The sequence below is a fragment of the Streptomyces violaceorubidus genome, assembly GCF_000717995.1.
In the GTDB taxonomy this organism is placed as follows: Bacteria; Actinomycetota; Actinomycetes; order Streptomycetales; family Streptomycetaceae; genus Streptomyces; species Streptomyces violaceorubidus.
Genome location: NZ_JODM01000003.1, coordinates 151,978 through 171,228, shown reverse-complemented (window position 1 = coordinate 171,228; position 19,251 = coordinate 151,978). Strand labels below are relative to the sequence as shown.

Sequence of the window (19,251 nt, the reverse complement as noted above, 5' to 3'; positions counted from 1 at the left end):
GCACCTGCATTTCCCCACGGGAAGTGGGGCGTCTTTCCTTGGACCACCAACGCAGTGCCCGTTGCGGGGAGTTGGTCCCCGTGATCAGGCAAGATGATCGTACCGCAGCTCCGCTCGGGGTGCACGTCGAGCGGCAGTCGTTCATGTAGATGGACGTGGGTCGTGAATACGAAACGGCGGTATCGCGTCCGAACCCTTGTCAGCTCTCAAACCCACCCCTATTCTCACGCCGAGAAAGCGCTTTCCGACAGTGTGTGATTGACATGGTCACGCCATGATGTTCGTTCCGGCATGTGAAGGCGAATGGGGAGACCGAGGATGAGACGACCAGTCGCGCTGCGACTCCAAGCGGCACTGGGCACACTGGCCCTCGCGGCCGCGGCCGGTGTGGTGCTGACGATGCCCGAGGCGGCGGCAGCGGCCGGCGGCGCCACCGGCTACGCGACCCAGAACGGCGGCACGACCGGCGGTGCGGGCGGGCAGACCGTGCGGGCCACCACCGGCACCGCGATCCACCAGGCCCTGTGCGGCCGGGCCAGCAGCAGCACCCCGATCACCATCGAGGTCGAGGGCACCGTCAACCACGGCAACACCAGCCAGGTCTCGGGCGACAGCTGCAGCACCGCGGCCGACAAGATCGAGCTCAAGCAGGTCAGCAACATCACGATCGTCGGGGTCGGCGGCGGTGCCGTCTTCGACCAGCTGGGCATCCACATCCGGGACTCCAGCAACATCGTCATCCAGAACGTGACCGTACGGAACGTCAAGAAGTCCGGCTCGCCCACCTCCAACGGCGGCGACGCCATCGGCATGGAGAGCGACGTCCGCAACGTCTGGGTCGACCACTCCACGCTGGAGGCCTCCGGCGGGGAGTCGGAGGGCTACGACGGCCTCTTCGACATGAAGGACAACACCCAGTACGTGACCCTGTCCTACAGCGTCCTGCGCAACTCCGGCCGCGGCGGGCTGATCGGGTCCAGCGAGAGCGACCGCTCCAACGGCTACATCACCTTCCACCACAACCTGTACGAGAACATCGACTCCCGCACGCCCCTGCTGCGCGGCGGGATCGCCCACATGTACAACAACCACTACAAGAGCCTGAACGAGTCCGGCATCAACTCCCGGGCCGGTGCCAAGGCCAAGGTGGACAACAACTACTTCGAGGACTCCAAGGACGTCCTCGGCACCTTCTACACCGACCAGGCCGGCACCTGGCAGGTCAGCGGCAACATCTACGACAACGTCACCTGGTCCGAGCCCGGCGAGGACAACAACCCGGCCGGCCCCGACCCGAAGTCCAACACCACGGTGTCCGTCCCGTACTCCTTCACCCTCGACGCCGCCTCCTGCGTGCCGTCCGTCGTGAGCGCCACGGCGGGCGCGAACAAGGGCCTGAAGGTGTCGGACGGCAGCTGCACGCCGCAGAGCCCGGACCCCACCGACCCCACCGACCCGGACCCGACCGACCCCGACCCGACGGACCCGGACCCGACCGATCCGCCGAGCGGGACCAACCTGAGCCTCACGGCGGGCGCGGACGGCTCGTCCAAGGCGAGCGGCACCAGCTACGGCAACGTGCGCGACGGTGACCTCGCCACGTACTGGTCCCCGGCCGGCACCACCGGTTCCATCTCCGTGAAGTGGTCCTCCGCCACCACGGTCTCCAAGATCAACATCAGGGAGGCGGCCGGCTCCCAGGGCGCCATCGGCTCCTACCGCGTCCTCGACCACGCCACCGGCGCCGTCCTGGCCTCCGGCAGCGGCGCGGGCGTGATCGGCTTCTCCCCGGTCTCGCTGGAGAAGATCACCTTCCAGATCACCGGCGCCTCGGGCACCCCGAGGATCGCCGAGTTCGAGACGTACGCGGGCTGACGCGGCCCGACGGGCGGGGGGTGACCGGATCGCGGTTCCGGGCACGCCCCGCCCTCTTGCGCGGGCGCGGGACAATGGACGGTGGCCCACTCCATCGGAGGGCCCCGCACGGGGACGGGCCGTCGTTCCGTACGAGGAGGAGAAGACATGGCGGAGCCCACGCCGCGTCGGCACGAACCGCGGCTACGCCCCGCGCCCCTGCTCTTCGAGCCGACGGAGGCGGCCGCCGATCCCGAGCACTTCTTCGACCTCGAGTCGACCGACGACCCCCGCGCCCTGCTGGAGCGGGCCACCGAGCTGACCCAGGCGTTCCGCGCGGCGGCGGACCGGGCGATGGAGTTCCAGGCGATCGCCGCGGCCCAGCTGGCCGATCCGAGGCGGTTCGACCGGCTGACCACCGCCGACATCGCCGAGCGCGCCGAGTGGACCGAGGACTACGCCAAGAAGATGGTCGAGTTCGGACGGGACCTGATGCGCGGCGAACCGGCCGAGTGAACCGGGAGCCGACCGGCCCGGCGCCCGGGTAGCCGGGGCGCATATGCCAGGAGGCTGGGCAAGATACTCCCCTCCCGGCCGCCGTGTCCCGGTTTCCCGTAACCCGCCGGAGCGGACTCCTGACGCCGGGTAGACATGGTCGGCATGAGCAGCACACGCAACGCCACGCCCCACGTCTCGGACGTCACCTCGGACGGCGCCGCCTGGCTGGCCTCGGCGGGCGCGTACCCGCGCAGCACGCTCTCGCTCTGGCGGGAGCGGCCCGACGCCCCGGTCGTCCTGCCCTGCGGCTCCGTCTTCGACGTGGTGAGCGCGCCCGCGATCTTCGGCCGCCGGATGCTGGACCGGCTGTGGGAGGACGGCCCCGGTTCGGGTCCGGTGGCGGAGTTCCGCGGCCGGATGCTGCTGTTCGCCGCCCCGGGCACCGCCCAGCGCCTGCCCTCGCTGCTCGACTGGGAGGAGTGGAGCGCCCGCGGCCGTGCGGGCGGGCGTACGGGCGAGGCGCCGCCGCTGCTGTGCCACGGCGCCGGGGACGCGGTGACCGTACCGGCCCCCGCGGGTGCGCCGCCGCGCTCGGGATCCCGCTGGCTGGTCGCCCCGGACACCCGCCAGCCGTGGCTGCCCGGCCCGGAGATCCTGCTCTGGGCGGTCGTGCGGGCGACCCGCGCGGCGGTGCGGATTTCGATTTTTCCTCCCGCCGACCAGGGTGCTAAGGTCTACGACGTCAGCAGGCGCCGCTAGCTCAGTTGGTTAGAGCAGCTGACTCTTAATCAGCGGGTCCGGGGTTCGAGTCCCTGGCGGCGCACGTTGGCGATGGCGAGGCGTGTTCGCGGAAAGCGCGAACCTCCTCGCCATCGTTGTTTTTGCGCGGCTTCGCCGCGCGTTGTGGGGGCTTCGCCACCCACGCCCCCATGCGCGGTGGGCCGGGGGTGTTCGGTCGCCCGGGGCCGGGGGTGCTCGGTCGCCCGGCGTCGGTGGGCCGGGGACGGGGGCTCAGGCGGGGGTGATCTGTACGGTCCAGGCGCCCGACACCGTGCGGTCCTCCACCTTCACCCGTACGCCCTCGCCCGGCACCGTGAAGCTCTCGCCCAGGGCCACCGGGGCGTCGGCGAGCGGGGGGTAGACCGAGTCCGCCCAGCAGGCCTCGGTGTCCGGGTGGGCGTCGACCACCTCCACCGGCCCGCCGCCCGACTCCGCCCCGCTGTGTACCCGGTAGACCAGCACCCCCGCCCGGCAGGAGAGCGCGTCGTTGCCGACCGGCGTGCGCACCTCGAAGGCGAGTGCGCTGCCCGCGCCGGTGCGCACCACCGCCAGCTTCGTGCCCCGCCCGAGGCCGAAGGCCGGTGCGCCGGCGGCGCCGGTCACCACCACCCCGGGCCCCGCCCCCAGCGGCTCCAGCGTCAGCCTCGTCGGTTCGCTGCCCCGTACGCAGACCACCTGCCGGGGTTGCAGCCAGCCCAGCTTCCACTTGTGCCAGCCGAGCAGGTCGGGGGAGAGGCCGAACTGGCTGCCCATCAGGTCCCAGTCGCCGACGTGCGTGTCCCAGTCGCCCTTGCCGTCCACCGGCCGGTGGTACAGGTCGGGCAGGTCGAAGACGTGCCCCGTCTCGTGGGCCAGGACCAGCCGGTCCGGCGGATGGTTCTCGAAGACCGTGACGACCCGCCGGATGTCGGTGCCGTCGGCCCGCATCGGGGTGTCCAGGTTGACGACCTTCGTGGCGTCCGAGTCCACCCCGGGCGCGTCCGGGTCCGCGACGAAGTAGACGACGTCGTACCGGGAGAAGTCGACGTACCGGTCGGCCGCGGCCAGCGCGTCGCGCAGGTAGGCGGCCCGGTGCTCCGGGCCCCAGTCGCGCCGTATGGCGTACGACGTCGACGGGCTCGGCATCCGGATCCAGTCCCGCAGCGGGTGCGGGCGGAGCGTGAAGGCGCCGTAGGAGGCGCGCCGGAAGAAGTCGCCGGTGGCGGGGAAGTGGTCGGCGGCCAGTTCCGCCGGTGACGTCAGCGGCTGGGAGTCGGGGAAGGACAGGAACACCATCACCGCGTCCAGGGTGCGGGCGGGCCGCGGGTAGGCGGCGTTCCAGGTGTCCAGGCCCTCGGAGTGGTGCACGTCGGTGCGCTGGAGCGCGCAGGGCTCCGGGGAGAAGGGCTCGGCGACCGAGGGTGCGGTGATCAGGGAGGTCGCGGCGAGCGCCGACATCGTGGTGCACACCGCGGCAGTGCTGCGCAGCCTGGTCCGGGTCACCCGTGCCGTGCCCGCCTCCCGGGGAGATCGCCTCAGGGGGAGCTGGCGCGGCACAGGGACCTCCGGACGCGGTTGACGGGACACCGCACCCAGCTTGTGCATGATTGTCGTATTGCGCCCTGTTCGCCTGCACCGGATGGGTGAGCCGGCCGGGATCTCGCTGGAGTTCTCCCGGCCGGCACCGCGAAGACACTCACGGAACGTCACAACTGGTCGGAGGCGCGATGGACCCGGCCAGCAGTGAGCAGAAACGATCGGTCAGAGGGCCGCTCGGTCCGTCACGCGGGACGGCGGCTGGAAGGGTCCGGTGTCAGCCTCTATGATCGGCACACTTTCCTGCACGAACAGAGCACGAACAGAGATCGAGGCACTGCGGGAGCGAGCGGTGAACGGAACCTCCGAAGGGCCGGCGTCCGCGACAGACCTCGGCCTGACCGTCACAGACAGTGATGGCGATCTGGCTCCTCGTACCGGGCGTACGGGGCCGCCGACCTACCGATCGGTGTTCACCGCGGCCCCGCTCGCCATGGCCGTCGTCGACGCCGAGGGCCTGGTCGTGAGCGCCAACGACACCCTGGGCACCCTGCTCGGCACCGACCCGGCCGCGCTGGCCGGCAGCGTGGCGGCCGACCTCGTCGACCTCGCCTCCGACGCCGGCACCTGGCACGCCTACCGCGAGGTGCTGCGCGGGCACCGGCCCCGGCTGCGCTGCACCAGACGGCTGAAGCGGGCCGACGGGCACTTTCTGTGGGCGCAGGTGACGGTCGAGCCCCTGGCCGACTCCGGGGAGTCCGGGGCCTCAGGGGACGGGGACATTCCGGGCGGCCTGCTGCTCTCCGTCGCCGACGTCAGCGCCCGGCGCGAACTCCAGGCCCGGCTGCGCCACCTCCAGATGCACGACCCCGTCACCCGGCTGCCCAACCGCGCCCTGTTCTTCGAACGCCTGACCGCCGCGCTGGAGGCGGAGTCGTACGAGAACGGCGGCACCGGCCGGATCGGCGTGTGCTACCTGGACCTGGACGGCTTCAAGGCCGTCAACGACACCCACGGCCACCGCGTCGGCGACCGGCTGCTCGCCGCCGTGGCCGAACGGCTGACCAGGTGCGCGGAGGAGGCCGCCCACCCCCGCTCCGGCGCGCCCCTGGTGGCCCGGCTCGGCGGTGACGAGTTCGCCCTGCTGGTGGAGGACTCCACCGGCACCGACCAGCTCGCCGACCTGGCCGGGGCGGTCCTGGCGGCCCTCCAGCCGCCCTTCGAGCTGTCCGACCGCCGGCTGTCGGTCACCGCCTCGGTCGGCGTCGTCGAACGCCACACGGCGGGCACCACCCCCACGGCCCTGATGCAGGCGGCCGACACGACCCTGTACTGGGCCAAGGCCGACGGCCGGGCCCGCTGGACGCTCTTCGACCCCGAGCGCAACGCCACCCGCATGACGCGGCAGGCGCTGGCCGCCACCCTCCGCCCGGCCATCGAACGCGGCGAGTTCGCCCTGGAGTACCAGCCGCTGGTCGGCATGGCGGACGGCCGGGTGCGGGGCGTCGAGGCGCTCATCCGCTGGAATCATCCTCAGTTCGGCGTACTGGCGCCGAATCGGTTCATCGCACTGGCGGAGGAGGACGGCTCGATCGTTCCCCTCGGCCGCTGGATCCTGCGCACCGCCTGCCACCAGGCCCGCCGCTGGCAGCTGGCCCACCCGGACGAGCCGCCGATCTTCGTCAGCGTCAACGTGGCGGTCCGCCAGGTCTGGGACTCCGACCTCGTCGCGGACGTGGCCCGCACCCTGGAGGAGACGGGCCTCGCCCCCCACCTGCTCCAGCTGGAGCTGACGGAGTCGGCCGTGATGGGCTCGGCGGGGCGTCCGCTCCAGGTCCTGAAGGCGCTCAGCGAGATGGGCGTGCGCATCGCCATCGACGACTTCGGCACCGGCTACTCGAACCTGGCCTACCTCAGCCGGCTGCCGGTCTCGGTGCTGAAGCTGGACGGCGCGTTCGTCCGGGGTTTCCAGTACGCGGCCGTGTCCGAGGCGGGGCCCGGCGAGGTGGCCAACCCCGCCGACGAGGTCATCGTCGAGGCGATGGTCCAGCTCGCCCACCGCCTCGGCCTGACCGTCACCGCGGAGTGCGTGGAGACCTCGGACCAGGCGATGCGGCTGCGCCGCATCGGCTGCGACACCGGCCAGGGCTGGCTCTACTCCCGGCCGGTGGCACCGGACCGCATCTCCGCGCTGCTGGGCCACGCGGGACCCGGCGGCCCCGCCGGGGTTCAGGCCGGCGTCGGCAACCCGTAGGCGTCGGCGATCAGCTCGTAGGAGCGCAGGCGCACGTCGCCGCCGTGGGCGTTGGCGGTGAGCATCAGCTCGTCGGCGCCGGTGCGCTTGTGCAGGTCGTCCAGGCCGGCCCGCACCTCGTCTGCGGTGCCGTGGATGACGTTGGCGTTCCAGGTCCGGACGAAGTCCTCCTCCATCGGGCTGAAGACGTACGCCTCCGCCTCCTCGGGCGTCGGCACCAGCCCCGGGCGCCCGGTGCGCAGCCGGACCATGTTCAGCGCGGCCGCCAGCACATGCCTGCGGGCCTCCTTCTCGTCGTCGGTGGCGAGCGCGGAGACGCCGATGAGGGCGTAGGGCGCGTCCAGGACGGCGGACGGGCGGAAGGACTCGCGGTACAGGTCCAGCGCCGGGATCGTGTTCTGCGCCGAGAAGTGGTGCGCGAAGGCGAACGGCAGCCCGAGGGTGCCGGCCAGCCGCGCGCTGAACCCGGAGGAACCGAGCAGCCACACCGGCGGCCGGTGCGCCGACTGCACGCCCCCGGGCGAGGTGGCCTGCACGGGGCCCGGGACGGCGTGGATACGGGCGTAGGGGTGGCCATCCGGGAAGTCGTCGTCCAGGAAGCGGATCAGCTCGGCGAGCTGCTGCGGGAAGTCGTCGGCGCCCTCGTTCAGCCGGTCGGTGCGGCGCAGGGCGGCGGCGGTGGCCCCGTCCGTGCCGGGCGCCCGGCCGAGACCGAGGTCGATGCGTCCGGGTGCCATCGCCTCCAGCGTCCCGAACTGCTCGGCGATGACGAGCGGCGCGTGGTTGGGCAGCATGACGCCGCCGGACCCGAGCCGGATGCGGTCGGTGTGGGCCGCCAGGTGGGCCAGGATCACCGCGGGGGAGGAGGAGGCGACGCCGGGCATGGAGTGGTGCTCGGCGACCCAGTACCGCTGGAAACCGCGGGCCTCGGCGAGCCGCACGATGTCCACGCCGGTCCGCAGCGCGTCGGTGGCGGTCCGACCGGCCCCGACGGTCACCAGGTCCAGTACGGAGAGCGGGACGGGAGCGCTGCCGTGGGCGGTGCCCCGGATCTCCTCTGCGGCGTCTGCGGGCATGGTGGGGTGCCTCCTGTGCTCGACGTGTTCGTACGCGGGTCGCTTCGCGACGTAACAGGAGGGGGTCTCCGGTTATTCCCCCCGCAGGTCGCGTCGGCGCCGGTGGTGCTACGCCGGCCACACTCCGTCGCGCATGATGACCCGGCCGCGAAGTTCCGGCTCGCCGCGCCAGGCCCGCACCGTCGTCGGCTCGACGCGCAGGTAGACGAAGTCACCTTGCTCCGAGCGCGGATCCCAGCCGAACTTGCCCGCGAAGGCGTCCGCGGCCTCGTCGGGCACCTCGCTCGCGGGGTACGCCTCCACCTCTCCCTGCAGCAACACCACGTCGAAGGTGTCCGGCAGCGACAGACGTACGCGCGGCTCCTCGCGCACGTTGCGCGCGGTCGCGGAGGAGGCGCCGGTGCACATCCACACCGCTCGCCCGTCCCACAGGAACCACAGGGGCACCTGGTGCGGTCCGTGGTCGGGGTGGGCCGTCGACACCCACACGTCGCGCTCCGTGCGCAGCCGTTCCAGCGCGTCGCGCCCGCGCTCCGCCGCGGTGCGGCGCGTGATCTCCGTTGCCTGCATGGACGTCGACCCTAGGCACCGCGATCACGACGCGCATCGGGCGTGGGTCCTAGGCCGAGCTGTGTAAGCCCAGGCCGCCCCGGCCCGCGTGCCTCAGCTCCGGAGGGCGGCCAGGAAGGCGGCGAAGGCGGGGGCGGGGAAGGCGAGCACGGCTCGGGTGGGCGCCTTGGAGTCGCGGACGGCTATGTGGGGGTGGTCGAGGGCGACCTCCACGCAGGCGTTGCCTTCGCCGCCGCCGGAGTAGGAGGACTTCCACCAGTCGAGGGCGACCTCGACGCAGGCGTTGCCGTCGCCGCTGCCGGAGTAAGAGGACTTCCGCCAGTTGTAGGGGGTGGGCACCGAGAGCCTCACAGTTCCTTTGCCAGCCTGTGGATGAAGTCACGCGAACGCTCGGGGGTGAGCGACACCGCTTCTACTCTACGGAAAAGCGTTCGAAAGACGCCCAGCTGTGGTTCCGAATCGATGAACAACGTGCCGTGAGGGCCGTCGCGCACCACGGTGTCCAGGCGTGGGACGTCGCCGCCCGCGTAAACCATCGCGGCTGTGACGTCTGCGAACTCCTCCAGATCGAAGGGGATGACGCGCAATGTCACGTGCTCTGCTTCGGAGAACTCCAGCATGTGTGCGAGCTGGGCGCGAGAGGTGGTGCGACCACCGACTCGGATACGCAACGCCGCTTCGTGGACGAGTGCTTCGTACGGGATGAGTCGCTCGCCTTCGAGGATCTCGCGTCGCTGCATCCGGTGACGGACGCGCAATTCAAGGTCGTCCTGGAGGAGTTCGGGCACTCGCCTTGAGAAGAGGGCCCGGGAGTAGTCCTCGATCTGTAGGAGCCCGGGGACGTGCAGGAAGTCCACGTCCCAGCGGAACGTGGCGTGATGCTCCAACTCCGCCAGGTCCAAGAACGACGCGGGCAAGTGCGTTCGGTACTCCTCCCACCAGCCGCGCGTCTTGTCTGTGGCCATCGCCACCAACGCGCTGATCAGCTTTTCGTCCGTACAGGCGTAGTGCGCCGCCAGGCGGCGCAGGCGTTGTTCGCTCACACCGGTGGTGCCGGATTCGATTTGGCTGATCTGCACGGAGTTGACGCCGAGGAGGGACGCCGCTTCGCGGGCGCTGAGGGCTGACGCCTCGCGCAGCCTGCGAAGTTCAACCGCCAAACGCAGCTGCCGCGCTGTTGCTTCGCGTTTGGTTCCCATTCTCGTGCCCCCTGCTCAACGCGTCTGGCCCAGCTACTCGTTCGGCGTCAGATTACGCGACCGGCTTGCTAGACGTTATTTCTAAGGTCTACCGTCGGTGTTGCGAACGGCACGTAGTGCAACCACTGGCGCCGGAAGTGCACCGTCTTGCCCTGCTCTGGCTGGGTGGCAATGACACCGGCCCCGCACCACCCACCCCATCCCCGAAGGGAACCGGCATGTCCGAAAACGACTCGTGGGAGTACTCCCTCTACATCCCCAACGACCCCAGAGCGGTCACCATCTGCCGCCGCACCCTGCGTCTGATCCTCACGATGCACGGGCTGATCCGGATGGTGGACCTGGCCGAGCTGCTCGCCACGGAGCTGGTGTCCAACGCCGTACGGCACACCAAGGGGCCCGCCGCGCTGCGGGTGCGCTGGTCCGGGGGCGGAGTGCTTCGGCTCGGGGCATGGGACGCGGACCCCTCGCCGCCGGAGCCGCCGCAGCCGTTCGACCGGGCTGTGGAGCGGGAGGACGGGCGGGGGCTGGCGTTGGTCCGGGCGTGCGCGGATGTGTGGGGGTGGCAGCCGCTCGCGCGAGAGGGGAACCGTGGGAAGTATGTGTGGTGCGAGCTGGGCGCGGAGGCGGCTGCCGGGAGACGGAGTGCGTGAAGCCCCGGTCAGCGGCGCACGCGGTGGCGGAGGAGGACGACGCCGGAGGCGAAGGTGCGGTTCTCGACGAGTTCGAGCCTGACCCGGCGCCCGTGGTGGGGGAAGAAGAAGGTGCCGCCGCCGACCAGGACCGGGTGGACCGTGGCCCGGTACTCGTCGATCAGGCCGGACTCGGCGGCCTCGGCGGCGAGGGTGGCGCCGCCGAGGGCGATGTCGCCGTCGCCCGGCTCGGCCCGCCAGTGCTCGATCTCCTCGGCCAGGGTGCCGGAGGCCAGGCGGGTGTTGGTGCCCGCCACCGCCGTCAGTGTCCTGGAGAAGACCACCTTCGGCAGCGCCTTCCACAGCGCGGCCCACTCCAACTCCGCGGCGCCGAGTGATGCGTCCTGGTCGGCGGTCTCCCAGTACAGCATCGTCTCGTACAGCCGCCGCCCCAGCAGATGGACGCCGGTCTGCCGCAACTCGTCGATGAAGTGCCGGAAGACCTCCGGGTCCGGGTCCGACCAGTCGATGCCGCCGCTCGGATCGACGACGCAGCCGTCGAGGGAGGTGTTCATCGAATAGGTCACCCTGCGCATCGGAAGGCCTCCTCGGTAGCGGCTCGGGTACGACAGTACGGCCGCCGGGCGGGCTCCGCAGGCGGTGGCCGGACGTACGTCCGTGGTCCCGGCCCCGGACGGCAACCGGGGGTGCTCCTCGGCGGGTCAGCTCAGGGTCTGCGTGAGTTCGCTCCGCGTCGAGGTGTGGACCAGCCGGCCGAGAGCGCCGTTGACGATCGGCAGGTAGGGCGGGATTGGGCCAGGGCCTGCCGGTTCCCGTCCTCGCCCAGGCGGGCGGCCATCGGCTCCACCAACTTACGCCCGCCGTCCAGCATCAGACCCCGCAGACAGACCCCACCCCGCCGTCGCTGATCCGCCCGCGCGAACGGCTCGAACATCTCCGCCGCGAAGTCCTCCAGATCACACCGGACCGCAGCCAACTCCCCACCCAACGCACCCGATCAACAACACGACCGATCAAGAAGACACGCCATCCCAGACCGCACATGACCAAGCACTACTAGTGCTTTGACCGGGAAGGTTTGCCGGGGGCAGTCCTTTCGGGACTGGTTTGGTGGGAGTCCGCGTTGACCGCCTGTGCTCGGCCAGGCGTTGTCGTACCCCCGGTGTAGCGTCCAGGCCGGAGTCAGGCTCATGCTTTGTGGTTAACGGAGGCGCGCGGATGACAAGTACGACAGGCGAGGCCGTGGTGGCGGTGTCCCGGCACATCGGCGCCCCGGCGGGGGATATCTTCCGGATCCTGGCCGATCCCGGACGGCACGCGGACCTCGACGGCTCGGGGATGCTGCGCGGTGGTGTCTCCGGCGCCGTGGTTTCGGGCGTAGGGGACGTTTTCGTGATGCGGATGTACTACGAGCGCTACGGCGATTACGAGATGATCAACCGCGTCGTCGAGTACGAGCCGGGCCGCCGCATCGGCTGGGAACCGAGGCCCGGTCGTGGGCACCCGGACGCCACCGCGTCCGGGGCCGCGTGGGGCCACAGGTGGATCTTCGACCTGCTCCCGGATGAGGGCGGAGCGACGGTGGTGACCGAGACCTTCGACGGTACGCGTATGCCGGAGGACAAACGCGCTGAAGTGGACAGTGGGCGCGCCTGGTGGCAGTCACAGATGGTGAGCACCCTGGACCGCCTCGCCGAACTGTGCGCCGCCCGGTGAACGCGGAACTCGAAGCCCCCAAGGGCGCCCTGGACCGTCAGCGCGAGCACGTCGTCGGGAGTTGCCTGGCATTGGTGCGTCAGCCAGCCCGACCTCGTTGAACCGGTGAATCACGTCCCGGACGGTGTCCTCGTCGGCCCGCACCAGCTTCGCGATCACCGGCACCCGGTTCCCGCCAGCCGAGGCCAGCAGCATCATCGCGCGCCGGTACCGCACCGTACTGGTGCTTCCCCGCCGCCCGATCTGCTGCAGCTTCTGACCCTCCTGGTCGCTCAACCTGCGCACACGGACAGGCTCAGCCACCACACCTTCAGCGATCGGGGTCCCGGATATTGGGGAATTCCTCCCGCTCCCGCAGAGATTCGCGGATCCTGGGTGACCCGTGACCGAAAATTTGAGGGATACAACTCCGGGCAGCGAGGTAAGGGCGCTTCTTCGGGTCCTGGACGGACAGCGACGCCACGTTCTCGGCATCCTTGACGGGCTCGACGCGAAGGATCTTCGACGGCCCGTGCTGCCTTCTGGATGGCACTGCCTGGGGCTGGTCCAGCACCTGGCACTGGATGTGGAGCGGTTCTGGTTCCGTGCGGTCGTTGCCGGGGACGAGAAGGTCATTCGCGGTCTGACGAGCGGCGACGAAGCGTGGACGTTGGCCCCGGAAGTGCCGGCCATCGAAGTGCTCAACCGATCGGCGGGAGGCGGAACTGGCCGATGCCATCATCACCGCCACCCCTGCCGACGCCGCATTGGCCTGGTGGCCCCACGACCTGTTCGGTGAACCGCACCTGCATACGCTGCGAGACGTTCTGCTGCATGTCATCACCGAGTCTGCGTGCCATGCCGGTCACCTCGACGCAGCCCGAGAGCTGATCGACGGCCGCCGCTGGCTGGTCTTGACCTGAAAATCGCCGGTTCGGCTCCGCTCAGGGGGTGACCACAGGTGAGGTGGGCTGGTTGGGCGGCGGGCTCGGGTGCTGAGCTGGCGGCGACGGCGGTCAGGAAGGCCAGAGCGAGCATGGCGAGCGTGACGTGCCGGTGCCATGAGGTCCAGTGCCTGACCTGGTAATGGTCGAGTCCGACTTGGCCCTTTGCGGCTTGGACGCATTCCTCGACGCTCCAGCGGAAACCGGCGACGCGGACCAGTTCCGCAAGGGTGGTTGTGGTGGGTGACCAGCACAGGTAGAGGGCGAGTTCCCCGGTGGTCCGATGTGCGGCGGATCAGCAGGTGGCGATGGCTGTCGGTGCCGATGTGGATCCGGGCCCAGTCGTAGTGGCGCGGGCCCTTCGCGCCGTTGCCCGCGCTGTGCCGCTGCCATGCGGCAGCGGGCAGGCGTTCGGCAACGGCGTCCGCATGAAGTGATGTGCGGCCGTGGTTGATCCTCACCCGTGTTGAGCAGGCGACGGCCATCACGTAGCCGGTCCCGCGCATTTCCCGTTCGGCACGCAGCTGCGGGTCCTGCCCGTAAGCCTCGTCGCCGGTCACCCATTGTGCCGGTGTTCCGGCGTCCAGCGCGGCGGTGCTCATCTCCCGCCGGCGCGCAGGGTCTACGCGGTGGCCCGCGGCCACCGCACGATCTTCGTTTGTCCACACACCAACCGATGATCACGTGGTGGCCATACCCGTTCCCAGCCAGGACCGCCGCAATGTCGCGAAACCAGACTGGAGTATGTTGCGAAACCAGACTGGAGTATTAGGCGCTGGTCAGAGCCCCTGGGGTCGGTGGGGTCACGGTCGCCAGGACACCTTGTGCTGCTGCCAGTGGTCCAGGGTGCTGAACATTGCCTCCCAGCCGTCCGGGAACTTCACCAGCGTTCCCAGCTGGACCGGCTCCGTGGACGGATAGTCGTCCAGCAGGGCATCGACGCCCTCGCGGCAGACCACGATGCACGCGTGCCGGTGCCGGGAGGCCAGGACGCACAGGCGGCCCGTCTCCAGGTGGAAGGCGGTGGCGTCGGGGCGGCCGGAGAGCGGGTGCAGGACGACCGTGACGTCGTACTCGCGGCCCTGGAGGCGGTTGGCCGTGTCGACGGTCACCTCGGTCACCCCGAGGTCGGCGAGGGCCGAGCGGACGGCCGCCGCCTGGTCGCGGTGGGCGGTGCCGACGGCGATGCGGGCGGCGGTGAGGGGCGCGGGGTCCGGGGAGCGCTCGGACGTCGCCCGGCCCTCCCGGTCGAGGAGGCGCCGGACGACCGCCGCCACCGCCCGGACCGCCTCCGGATCGGTGCGCGGGGTGTGCCGGGCGGGCAGCTCCAGCAGCCCCCAGCCCGAGGCGGCGGCCTCGTCGATCACCCGGTCGGGGCCCGAGCCGTCCGACGGCACCGTGAAGGCCAGGCTCCGGTCGCCGTGGTCCGTGCCGCTGCGGAACGGCGTGTACGGGTAGAAGGCGTCGGAGACCAGGCGGGCCGCCGACGCCGGGAGCCGCCAGGAGACCGGGAGACGATGCTGGGGGAGGGCGGGGTTGTGGGCGAGGAGGGTGGTCACCGCCGAGGACGACGGGTCGTAGGCCAGGCCCGCCCACTGCTCACTGCCCACCGTCGCGAACGGGTCCAGCTGGCCCGGATCGCCCACGAACAGCGCCCGCTCGAAGAGCCCGGCGACCGCGAGCAGGGAGTCGGAACGCATCTGGTACGCCTCGTCGACGATCGCGTGCCGCCAGGGCTCGTCCACCTTGACGTGCGCCCACTTCGCCGCCGTCGACAGGACGACGGCCTGCCCGGCGAGGTCGGCCGCCTTCGCCGACTTGCGGACGTTTCCGAGCGCGTCGAGCGCCTTGTCGTACGGGTCGGTGTCGCTGCTGTGCAGGCGGCCCACCGGGAGGTCCGGGTTCTTCTCGGCCAGGCGCAGTACCAGGTCGTCGACCTGGGCGTTGGTCTGCGCCACCACCATCAGGGGGCGGCCCGCCTCGGCCAGCTCCAGGGCCGCCCGCACCACGAGCGTGGACTTCCCGGCGCCGGGCGGGGAGTCGACGACGACACCGCGCTCCGTGCCGTGCAGGGTGTCGTGGAGGATCGCCGCGGTGGCGCGGGCCGCCTCGGCGCCCGGGTCGAAGGTCGCGGGGGCTGGGGCGGGGGCGATGAGTGCCTCGGCGGTCACAGCACGTCCTCCTCGGTCTGGGCGTCGGCGGCCTCCGGCACCGCGGCCGCCTCCCCGGGCGGGCCGCCGTGTGTCCACGGGGTCTGCTCCGGGTCGGGGAGCTTCGCGCCGCCCCGCTGCTCGTGCTCGAAGAGTGTGAAGCAGACCAGGTCGCCCTTCTCCGGCACCGACCCGGGCTCGGGCTCCTTGCCGCGACCCATCTTGTCCGTGATCCGCAGGACCAGCGTCCCGTCGTCGGTCGTGGTCCCGGGCCCGGTCCCTGTCCCCGGCTCGGTCCCGTCGGCCGTGTCGTCCGGGAACGCCGGTCCGACGTACTCGGCCGTCTGGGGCCTGCCGCCCAGCGAGCGGTAGACCTTCACCCGCTCGCCCAGGTGCGGGCGGTCGTCCGTGCGGACCGTGACCAGCGGGCGCGGGCTCGGCCGCTTGCTCTCGCTGTACGCCATCACGACGTCGACGACCTCGCCCGCGAACGCCTCCCCGGACAGCCGCCGCCCGGCCATCACCAGCGGATCGTCCAACGCCTCCTGCGCCTCCAGGCGGGCCTGCTCGCGCTCGCGCGTGGCCAGCTTGTTCGCCGCGGTCACCGCGTCGTCGCGGCGCGGCTGCGGGGGCTCGCCGGCCAGGATGCGGTCCCGGTGGGAGGTGAACGACCAGCGGTCGCGCATCCAGCGCTCCTCGGTGTGCGCCCCCTCGGGCAGCGCCCGCAGCAGATCGAGGCCCCGCCACACCGCGTCCCAGGTGGGCCGGGTACGGCTGTCGACCAGCTCGCGGATCTCCCGCTCGGCGGCGGTGAGCGCGCCGAGCCGGTCGTCGGCCTCCAGACCGTCCTCGGCGGCGGCCAGGGCGGTGCGGGCGCGGTCGTAGCGCTCGATGGCGGGGGCGAGCAGCCTGTTGTCGAAGGCCGGGTCGGTCGCCGGGCCCGCGGGCGGGCACAGCAGTTGCCCGTCGGCGTCGCGGGCCAGCTCGGCGCGGCGGGCGGCCTCCGCGCCGGTCCGGCAGGGCTCCGGGGAGTCCTGTGGTGAGTTTTCCGGGGAGTCCTCTGGTGAGTTCTCCGGCGCGATCCACGCGAGCAGGGCTCCCAGGTGCTGGTCCTCCAGCGTGGACTGCCCGGTCGCCCAGTGCCGGCCCAGCAGGTCGGTCATGGCGAGGAGGAGGGAGGAGCCGGGCACCCGGGCCCGCTCGCCGTAGTGGGTCAGCCACCGGCCGAGCAGCGGCACCCGCGGCGGCGCGGGGTGCGGGGTCTCCGGGTCCTGCTCCGCCGTACGGCGAAAGCGCATGGACCGGCCCAGCAGCCGTACGAAGTCGATGCCCGCGCGGCTCGGCACGACCAGCTGCGCGGCGTCCGCGCACAGGTCGACCTCGACCTTGACCCGCTTGCCCGTCTCCGGGTCGGTCTCGGTGCGCTCGGCGGCCTCGACGCTCTCCGCGTACGCCTCGATGTGCGGCAGCACGATGTCGGCCAGGTCGGCCAGGAACGCGAAGCGCAGGTCGCGGTCGCGGGGCTGCGGCACCACCAGCAGGTGCGGCGCGTCCCGGTCGGTGCCGACCAGCGCGCCGAGCGGGGCGCCGGCCTCACCGGCGGTGGTGAGCGGCACGAAGACCAGCGGCCGGTCGGACAGGTGCCGGTGCCGGACGGTGGCGGCGGGCTGGGCCCGGCCGGTGCGCACGGCCTCCAGCCGGGCGAGCGTGGTGATCAGCGACACGCGGACACCTCGCCGACCCCGACCCCGCCCCTGACGCCGATCCCGACTCCGCCCCCGGTGACGCTGCCGTCGCCCGCCGCCGCGCCGGTCACCGCAGCCGCCGTCGCGAGGGCCTCCGCGCGCAGCCGGGCCGCCCTGCGCAGCGCGGCCACCGCCGGGTCGATTGGATCGCCGGCCTCGCCGCGGGCCGCGGCCAGCACGTCCTCGACGGTGGACAGCCCGCCCAGTTCGGCCCGCACCGGGCGGCCCAGGCAGGTCACCGCACCGGCCTCGCGGGCCCGGACGCGGCAGTGGAAGGCCAGCTCGCACGCGGACAGGCACTCGGGCGCGTACGCCGCCGGGACCGCCTCGACCGCCGCCGCCAGCTCCTCGGCCGGCAGCTCGGGGGAGAAGCTGACGCCCGGAGGCAGCGCGTCGGCGATGTCCTCGATGCGGGTCAGCCGGGCCAGCTGGCGGTCGGTGACGGCACGCTGCTTGCGCACGTCGACGGCGGACGCGGTGGGCAGGTTGGAGAAGTCCTTGGGGCAGACGAGCAGGACCCGGTGGCGCACGCGCGGGGCCGGGTCGAGCCGGGCGGCGACCCGCTCCAGGGCCAGCACGTACACCGCGGCCTGCCGCGCGGCGGCGCCGACCTTCGCCGGGTCGGCGGAGCCGTCCAGCATGGGGAAGGACTTGATCTCGACGACCGTCCAGCTGCCGTCCGGATGCACGACCACGGCGTCCGGCTCCAGGAAGGCGGGCGAACCGGCGACGTCCAGGGCGAGCATCGGATGGTCGAGCAGCGTCCACGCACCGGGTGCTCCCGCGGCCTCGCGCAGGGCCAGCGCCGTGCGCGCCGTGCGCCCCTCGGGGCCGGACGCCGACAGGTCGGGCACCTCGGCCCGGGCCTCGGCGGGCGGCTCGGCGCCCCGGTCCAGCTTCTCGTGCACGAGCCGCAGCAACTCGGCGCCGCCGTCCGCCTTGACCTTGGCCTCGAAGGCGTTGCCCCGGGTGAGGGCGAACTGCGACTGTCCGAAGGCCGACGGCGAGCCCAGCGCACTGGCGAGGGAGGCCTTGTCCACGCCCGCGCCGTCGAGGATCGCGCGCCGGCGGCATCCCGGATTGGCGGCGAGGGCGGCCAGGGCCCGCGCGTCCAGCGCCTTGGCCGGTACGTCGGGACCGCGCAGCTCAGCGAGCCGGTGCCGGAGTCTCGTCCCCCGCGTCCGAGGGGGCGGGGTCCGGTCCGAACCGCTGCTCGCGCTGCCGTGGAAATCGCTCACCCGCGGAAGTCTGGCATCCACCACTGACAATCGCGGAACCCGCGCCCTCCCGGGCGGAGTCGGGGGCGGGCGCCGAGGCGCTCGCGGAGCCGGCCGCGGCCGGCGCGAAACGGGCCGTGACCCGGGTCCGCACCCGCTCCGCGGTCCGCAGCACGTACGGCGCCAGCAGCAGCCCCGCGCCCATCACGGCCGCCCCGGCGACCGCGTCCAGGAAGTAGTGGTTCGCGGTGCCCATGACCACGATCGTGGTCACCACCGGGTAGACGACGCCCGCCGCCTTCGCCGTGCGCGTGCCGCCGTGGCGCCACAGCATCACCCCGCACCACAGCGCCCAGCCCACGTGCAGGCTCGGCATCGCCGCGTACTGGTTGGTCATCCCGCCCAGACCGCGCGGAGCGCTCGCCTCGCCGCCCCACCAGCCGTACGAGCTGTACTGGGCCATGGTGTCGACGAAGCCGTGTCCGGCGTCCAGCAGCCGGGGCGGGCAGGTCGGCAGGAGGGTGAAGCCGATGAGGCCGATGAACGTGGACGTCATCAGCCAGGTGCGGGCGGCCCGGTAGCGCACCGCGCGGGAGCGGAAGAGCCAGATCAGGATCGCCGGGGTGACCACGTAGTGCAGCGACGCGTACCAGAAGTCCGCCGGTACGCCGATCCAGGGCTCGCGCGTGAAGAGGCGGTTGAGGGGGTGCTCCGCGTTGAGGTGGAGCGCCTTCTCGATGTCCAGGATGGCCAGGCCGTGGTCGACGGCGTCGGAGACGTTGCCCCGCACGAGCAGGCGCCCGGCGCTGTAGCAGGCGTACACGAGGACGATGAGCGGCAGCTCCGTCCACCAGCGCAGCCGAGGGTGCGGGGCCGCCTCGGTGCCCGGTGTCTCGGTGTGCGGCAATCCGATCGCCCTCCCCCTTCTCACGCTTCTCACTTCTCGCTCACCCGTGCGCCCGCACGGACCCGGGCGAGCCACTCTACGGCCTCGCCGCGACCGCCCCGCGAAGCGCCCTCGGACCGGATAGACGCCGGTACCGCCCCTCGGGTTGCCCGCACGGACAGTACGGGATGATGGAGGGGTCCCCTCAGACATTT

The 19,251-nt window shown here is 72.0% G+C and carries 16 protein-coding genes, 1 tRNA gene and 4 pseudogenes; 8 read left to right on the top strand and 13 right to left on the bottom strand.

Annotated features, from left to right (window positions below):
* Positions 1 to 318 precede the first annotated feature (318 nt).
* From IE94_RS0107355 to IE94_RS0107340, 4 genes are all read left to right on the top strand, one after another.
* The gene (locus IE94_RS0107355) at positions 319 to 1,875 is read left to right on the top strand and encodes a pectate lyase family protein (protein ID WP_030179970.1); all 1,557 of its coding nucleotides are present in this window, start codon (positions 319 to 321) and stop codon (positions 1,873 to 1,875) included.
* Positions 1,876 to 2,022: 147 nt separating this feature from the next.
* On the top strand, positions 2,023 to 2,370 hold the full coding sequence (locus IE94_RS0107350) for a hypothetical protein (protein WP_030179968.1): 348 nt from the start codon (positions 2,023 to 2,025) through the stop codon (positions 2,368 to 2,370).
* Positions 2,371 to 2,514: 144 nt separating this feature from the next.
* Positions 2,515 to 3,111 (top strand): bifunctional DNA primase/polymerase, encoded by a 597-nt coding sequence (locus IE94_RS37465; RefSeq protein WP_030179965.1) that lies wholly within the window; start codon positions 2,515 to 2,517, stop codon positions 3,109 to 3,111.
* Positions 3,102 to 3,175, top strand: a tRNA-Lys gene (locus tag IE94_RS0107340). Before IE94_RS37465 ends, IE94_RS0107340 begins: the two co-directional genes overlap by 10 nt.
* Before the next feature lie 188 nt (positions 3,176 to 3,363).
* On the opposite strand, the gene IE94_RS0107335 is transcribed toward IE94_RS0107340, so the two are convergent.
* A complete protein-coding gene (locus IE94_RS0107335) occupies positions 3,364 to 4,716 on the bottom strand; it encodes a M6 family metalloprotease domain-containing protein (protein ID WP_106977749.1) in 1,353 nt (450 codons plus the stop codon).
* Between the two features lie 283 nt (positions 4,717 to 4,999).
* On the opposite strand from IE94_RS0107335, the gene IE94_RS0107330 reads away from it, so the two are divergent.
* Entirely contained in the window at positions 5,000 to 6,901 is a 1,902-nt protein-coding gene (locus IE94_RS0107330) for a putative bifunctional diguanylate cyclase/phosphodiesterase (RefSeq protein ID WP_030179960.1), read from the top strand.
* On the opposite strand, the gene IE94_RS0107325 is transcribed toward IE94_RS0107330, so the two are convergent.
* From IE94_RS0107325 to IE94_RS0107310, 4 genes are all read right to left on the bottom strand, one after another.
* Positions 6,877 to 7,977: an LLM class flavin-dependent oxidoreductase gene (locus IE94_RS0107325; protein ID WP_030179959.1), complete on the bottom strand. Its 1,101-nt coding sequence runs from the start codon at positions 7,975 to 7,977 to the stop codon at positions 6,877 to 6,879. The genes IE94_RS0107330 and IE94_RS0107325 overlap by 25 nt on opposite strands.
* 108 nt (positions 7,978 to 8,085) lie before the next feature.
* Positions 8,086 to 8,547 (bottom strand): pyridoxamine 5'-phosphate oxidase family protein, encoded by a 462-nt coding sequence (locus tag IE94_RS0107320; RefSeq protein WP_030179957.1) that lies wholly within the window; start codon positions 8,545 to 8,547, stop codon positions 8,086 to 8,088.
* 93 nt (positions 8,548 to 8,640) lie between these two features.
* Entirely contained in the window at positions 8,641 to 8,886 is a 246-nt protein-coding gene (locus tag IE94_RS0107315; protein ID WP_037922098.1) for a DUF397 domain-containing protein, read from the bottom strand.
* Positions 8,887 to 8,894: 8 nt separating this feature from the next.
* A complete protein-coding gene (locus IE94_RS0107310) occupies positions 8,895 to 9,746 on the bottom strand; it encodes a helix-turn-helix domain-containing protein (protein ID WP_030179954.1) in 852 nt (283 codons plus the stop codon).
* A gap of 218 nt (positions 9,747 to 9,964) precedes the next feature.
* Here IE94_RS0107310 and IE94_RS0107305 point away from each other — a divergent pair, with 218 nt between their 5' ends.
* Positions 9,965 to 10,399 carry an ATP-binding protein gene (locus IE94_RS0107305; RefSeq protein WP_030179951.1) on the top strand — a complete coding sequence of 145 codons (435 nt, stop codon included), beginning with the start codon at positions 9,965 to 9,967 and terminating at the stop codon, positions 10,397 to 10,399.
* Positions 10,400 to 10,407: 8 nt separating this feature from the next.
* Here the strand turns inward: IE94_RS0107305 and IE94_RS0107300 are convergent, their stop codons facing one another.
* Together IE94_RS0107300 and IE94_RS41685 are read right to left on the bottom strand one after the other, a co-directional pair.
* Entirely contained in the window at positions 10,408 to 10,974 is a 567-nt protein-coding gene (locus IE94_RS0107300) for a dihydrofolate reductase family protein (RefSeq protein WP_030179949.1), read from the bottom strand.
* 218 nt (positions 10,975 to 11,192) lie between these two features.
* Positions 11,193 to 11,333: pseudogene (locus IE94_RS41685) on the bottom strand (transposase); the annotation flags it as partial.
* A gap of 284 nt (positions 11,334 to 11,617) precedes the next feature.
* Between IE94_RS41685 and IE94_RS0107295 the strand changes: the two are divergent.
* Positions 11,618 to 12,115, top strand: a complete 498-nt coding sequence (locus IE94_RS0107295) for an SRPBCC family protein (RefSeq protein WP_051777344.1) — start codon at positions 11,618 to 11,620, stop codon at positions 12,113 to 12,115.
* 81 nt (positions 12,116 to 12,196) lie between these two features.
* Here IE94_RS0107295 and IE94_RS37735 read toward each other — a convergent pair.
* Positions 12,197 to 12,418: pseudogene (locus tag IE94_RS37735) on the bottom strand (helix-turn-helix domain-containing protein); the annotation flags it as partial.
* A 79-nt stretch (positions 12,419 to 12,497) separates the two neighbouring features.
* Here IE94_RS37735 and IE94_RS37125 point away from each other — a divergent pair.
* A pseudogene (locus IE94_RS37125) lies at positions 12,498 to 13,017 on the top strand (DinB family protein).
* Positions 13,018 to 13,060: 43 nt separating this feature from the next.
* Here the strand turns inward: IE94_RS37125 and IE94_RS41815 are convergent.
* The 5 genes and pseudogenes from IE94_RS41815 to IE94_RS0107270 form a co-directional block, all read right to left on the bottom strand.
* Positions 13,061 to 13,703 (bottom strand): annotated as a pseudogene (locus IE94_RS41815) (IS701 family transposase); the annotation flags it as partial.
* 138 nt (positions 13,704 to 13,841) lie between these two features.
* Positions 13,842 to 15,209, bottom strand: a complete 1,368-nt coding sequence (locus tag IE94_RS0107285; RefSeq protein WP_051777342.1) for an AAA domain-containing protein — start codon at positions 15,207 to 15,209, stop codon at positions 13,842 to 13,844.
* Entirely contained in the window at positions 15,206 to 16,912 is a 1,707-nt protein-coding gene (locus IE94_RS0107280) for a hypothetical protein (protein WP_030179937.1), read from the bottom strand. Before IE94_RS0107280 ends, IE94_RS0107285 begins: the two co-directional genes overlap by 4 nt.
* A complete protein-coding gene (locus IE94_RS0107275) occupies positions 16,903 to 18,171 on the bottom strand; it encodes a hypothetical protein (RefSeq protein WP_078606418.1) in 1,269 nt (422 codons plus the stop codon). The genes IE94_RS0107280 and IE94_RS0107275 overlap by 10 nt, the downstream gene beginning before the upstream one ends.
* Entirely contained in the window at positions 18,080 to 19,057 is a 978-nt protein-coding gene (locus tag IE94_RS0107270) for a phosphatase PAP2 family protein (RefSeq protein WP_030179933.1), read from the bottom strand. Before IE94_RS0107270 ends, IE94_RS0107275 begins: the two co-directional genes overlap by 92 nt.
* Positions 19,058 to 19,251 lie beyond the last annotated feature (194 nt).

Coding starts and splice junctions, on each gene's coding strand:
- IE94_RS0107355 (WP_030179970.1), top strand. CDS start 319: ATGAGACGACCAGTCGCGCTGCGACTCCAAGCGGCACTGGGCACACTG.
- IE94_RS0107350 (WP_030179968.1), top strand. CDS start 2,023: ATGGCGGAGCCCACGCCGCGTCGGCACGAACCGCGGCTACGCCCCGCG.
- IE94_RS37465 (WP_030179965.1), top strand. CDS start 2,515: ATGAGCAGCACACGCAACGCCACGCCCCACGTCTCGGACGTCACCTCG.
- IE94_RS0107335 (WP_106977749.1), bottom strand. CDS start 4,716: ATGCACAAGCTGGGTGCGGTGTCCCGTCAACCGCGTCCGGAGGTCCCT.
- IE94_RS0107325 (WP_030179959.1), bottom strand. CDS start 7,977: ATGCCCGCAGACGCCGCAGAGGAGATCCGGGGCACCGCCCACGGCAGC.
- IE94_RS0107320 (WP_030179957.1), bottom strand. CDS start 8,547: ATGCAGGCAACGGAGATCACGCGCCGCACCGCGGCGGAGCGCGGGCGC.
- IE94_RS0107310 (WP_030179954.1), bottom strand. CDS start 9,746: ATGGGAACCAAACGCGAAGCAACAGCGCGGCAGCTGCGTTTGGCGGTT.
- IE94_RS0107305 (WP_030179951.1), top strand. CDS start 9,965: ATGTCCGAAAACGACTCGTGGGAGTACTCCCTCTACATCCCCAACGAC.
- IE94_RS0107300 (WP_030179949.1), bottom strand. CDS start 10,974: ATGCGCAGGGTGACCTATTCGATGAACACCTCCCTCGACGGCTGCGTC.
- IE94_RS0107295 (WP_051777344.1), top strand. CDS start 11,618: ATGACAAGTACGACAGGCGAGGCCGTGGTGGCGGTGTCCCGGCACATC.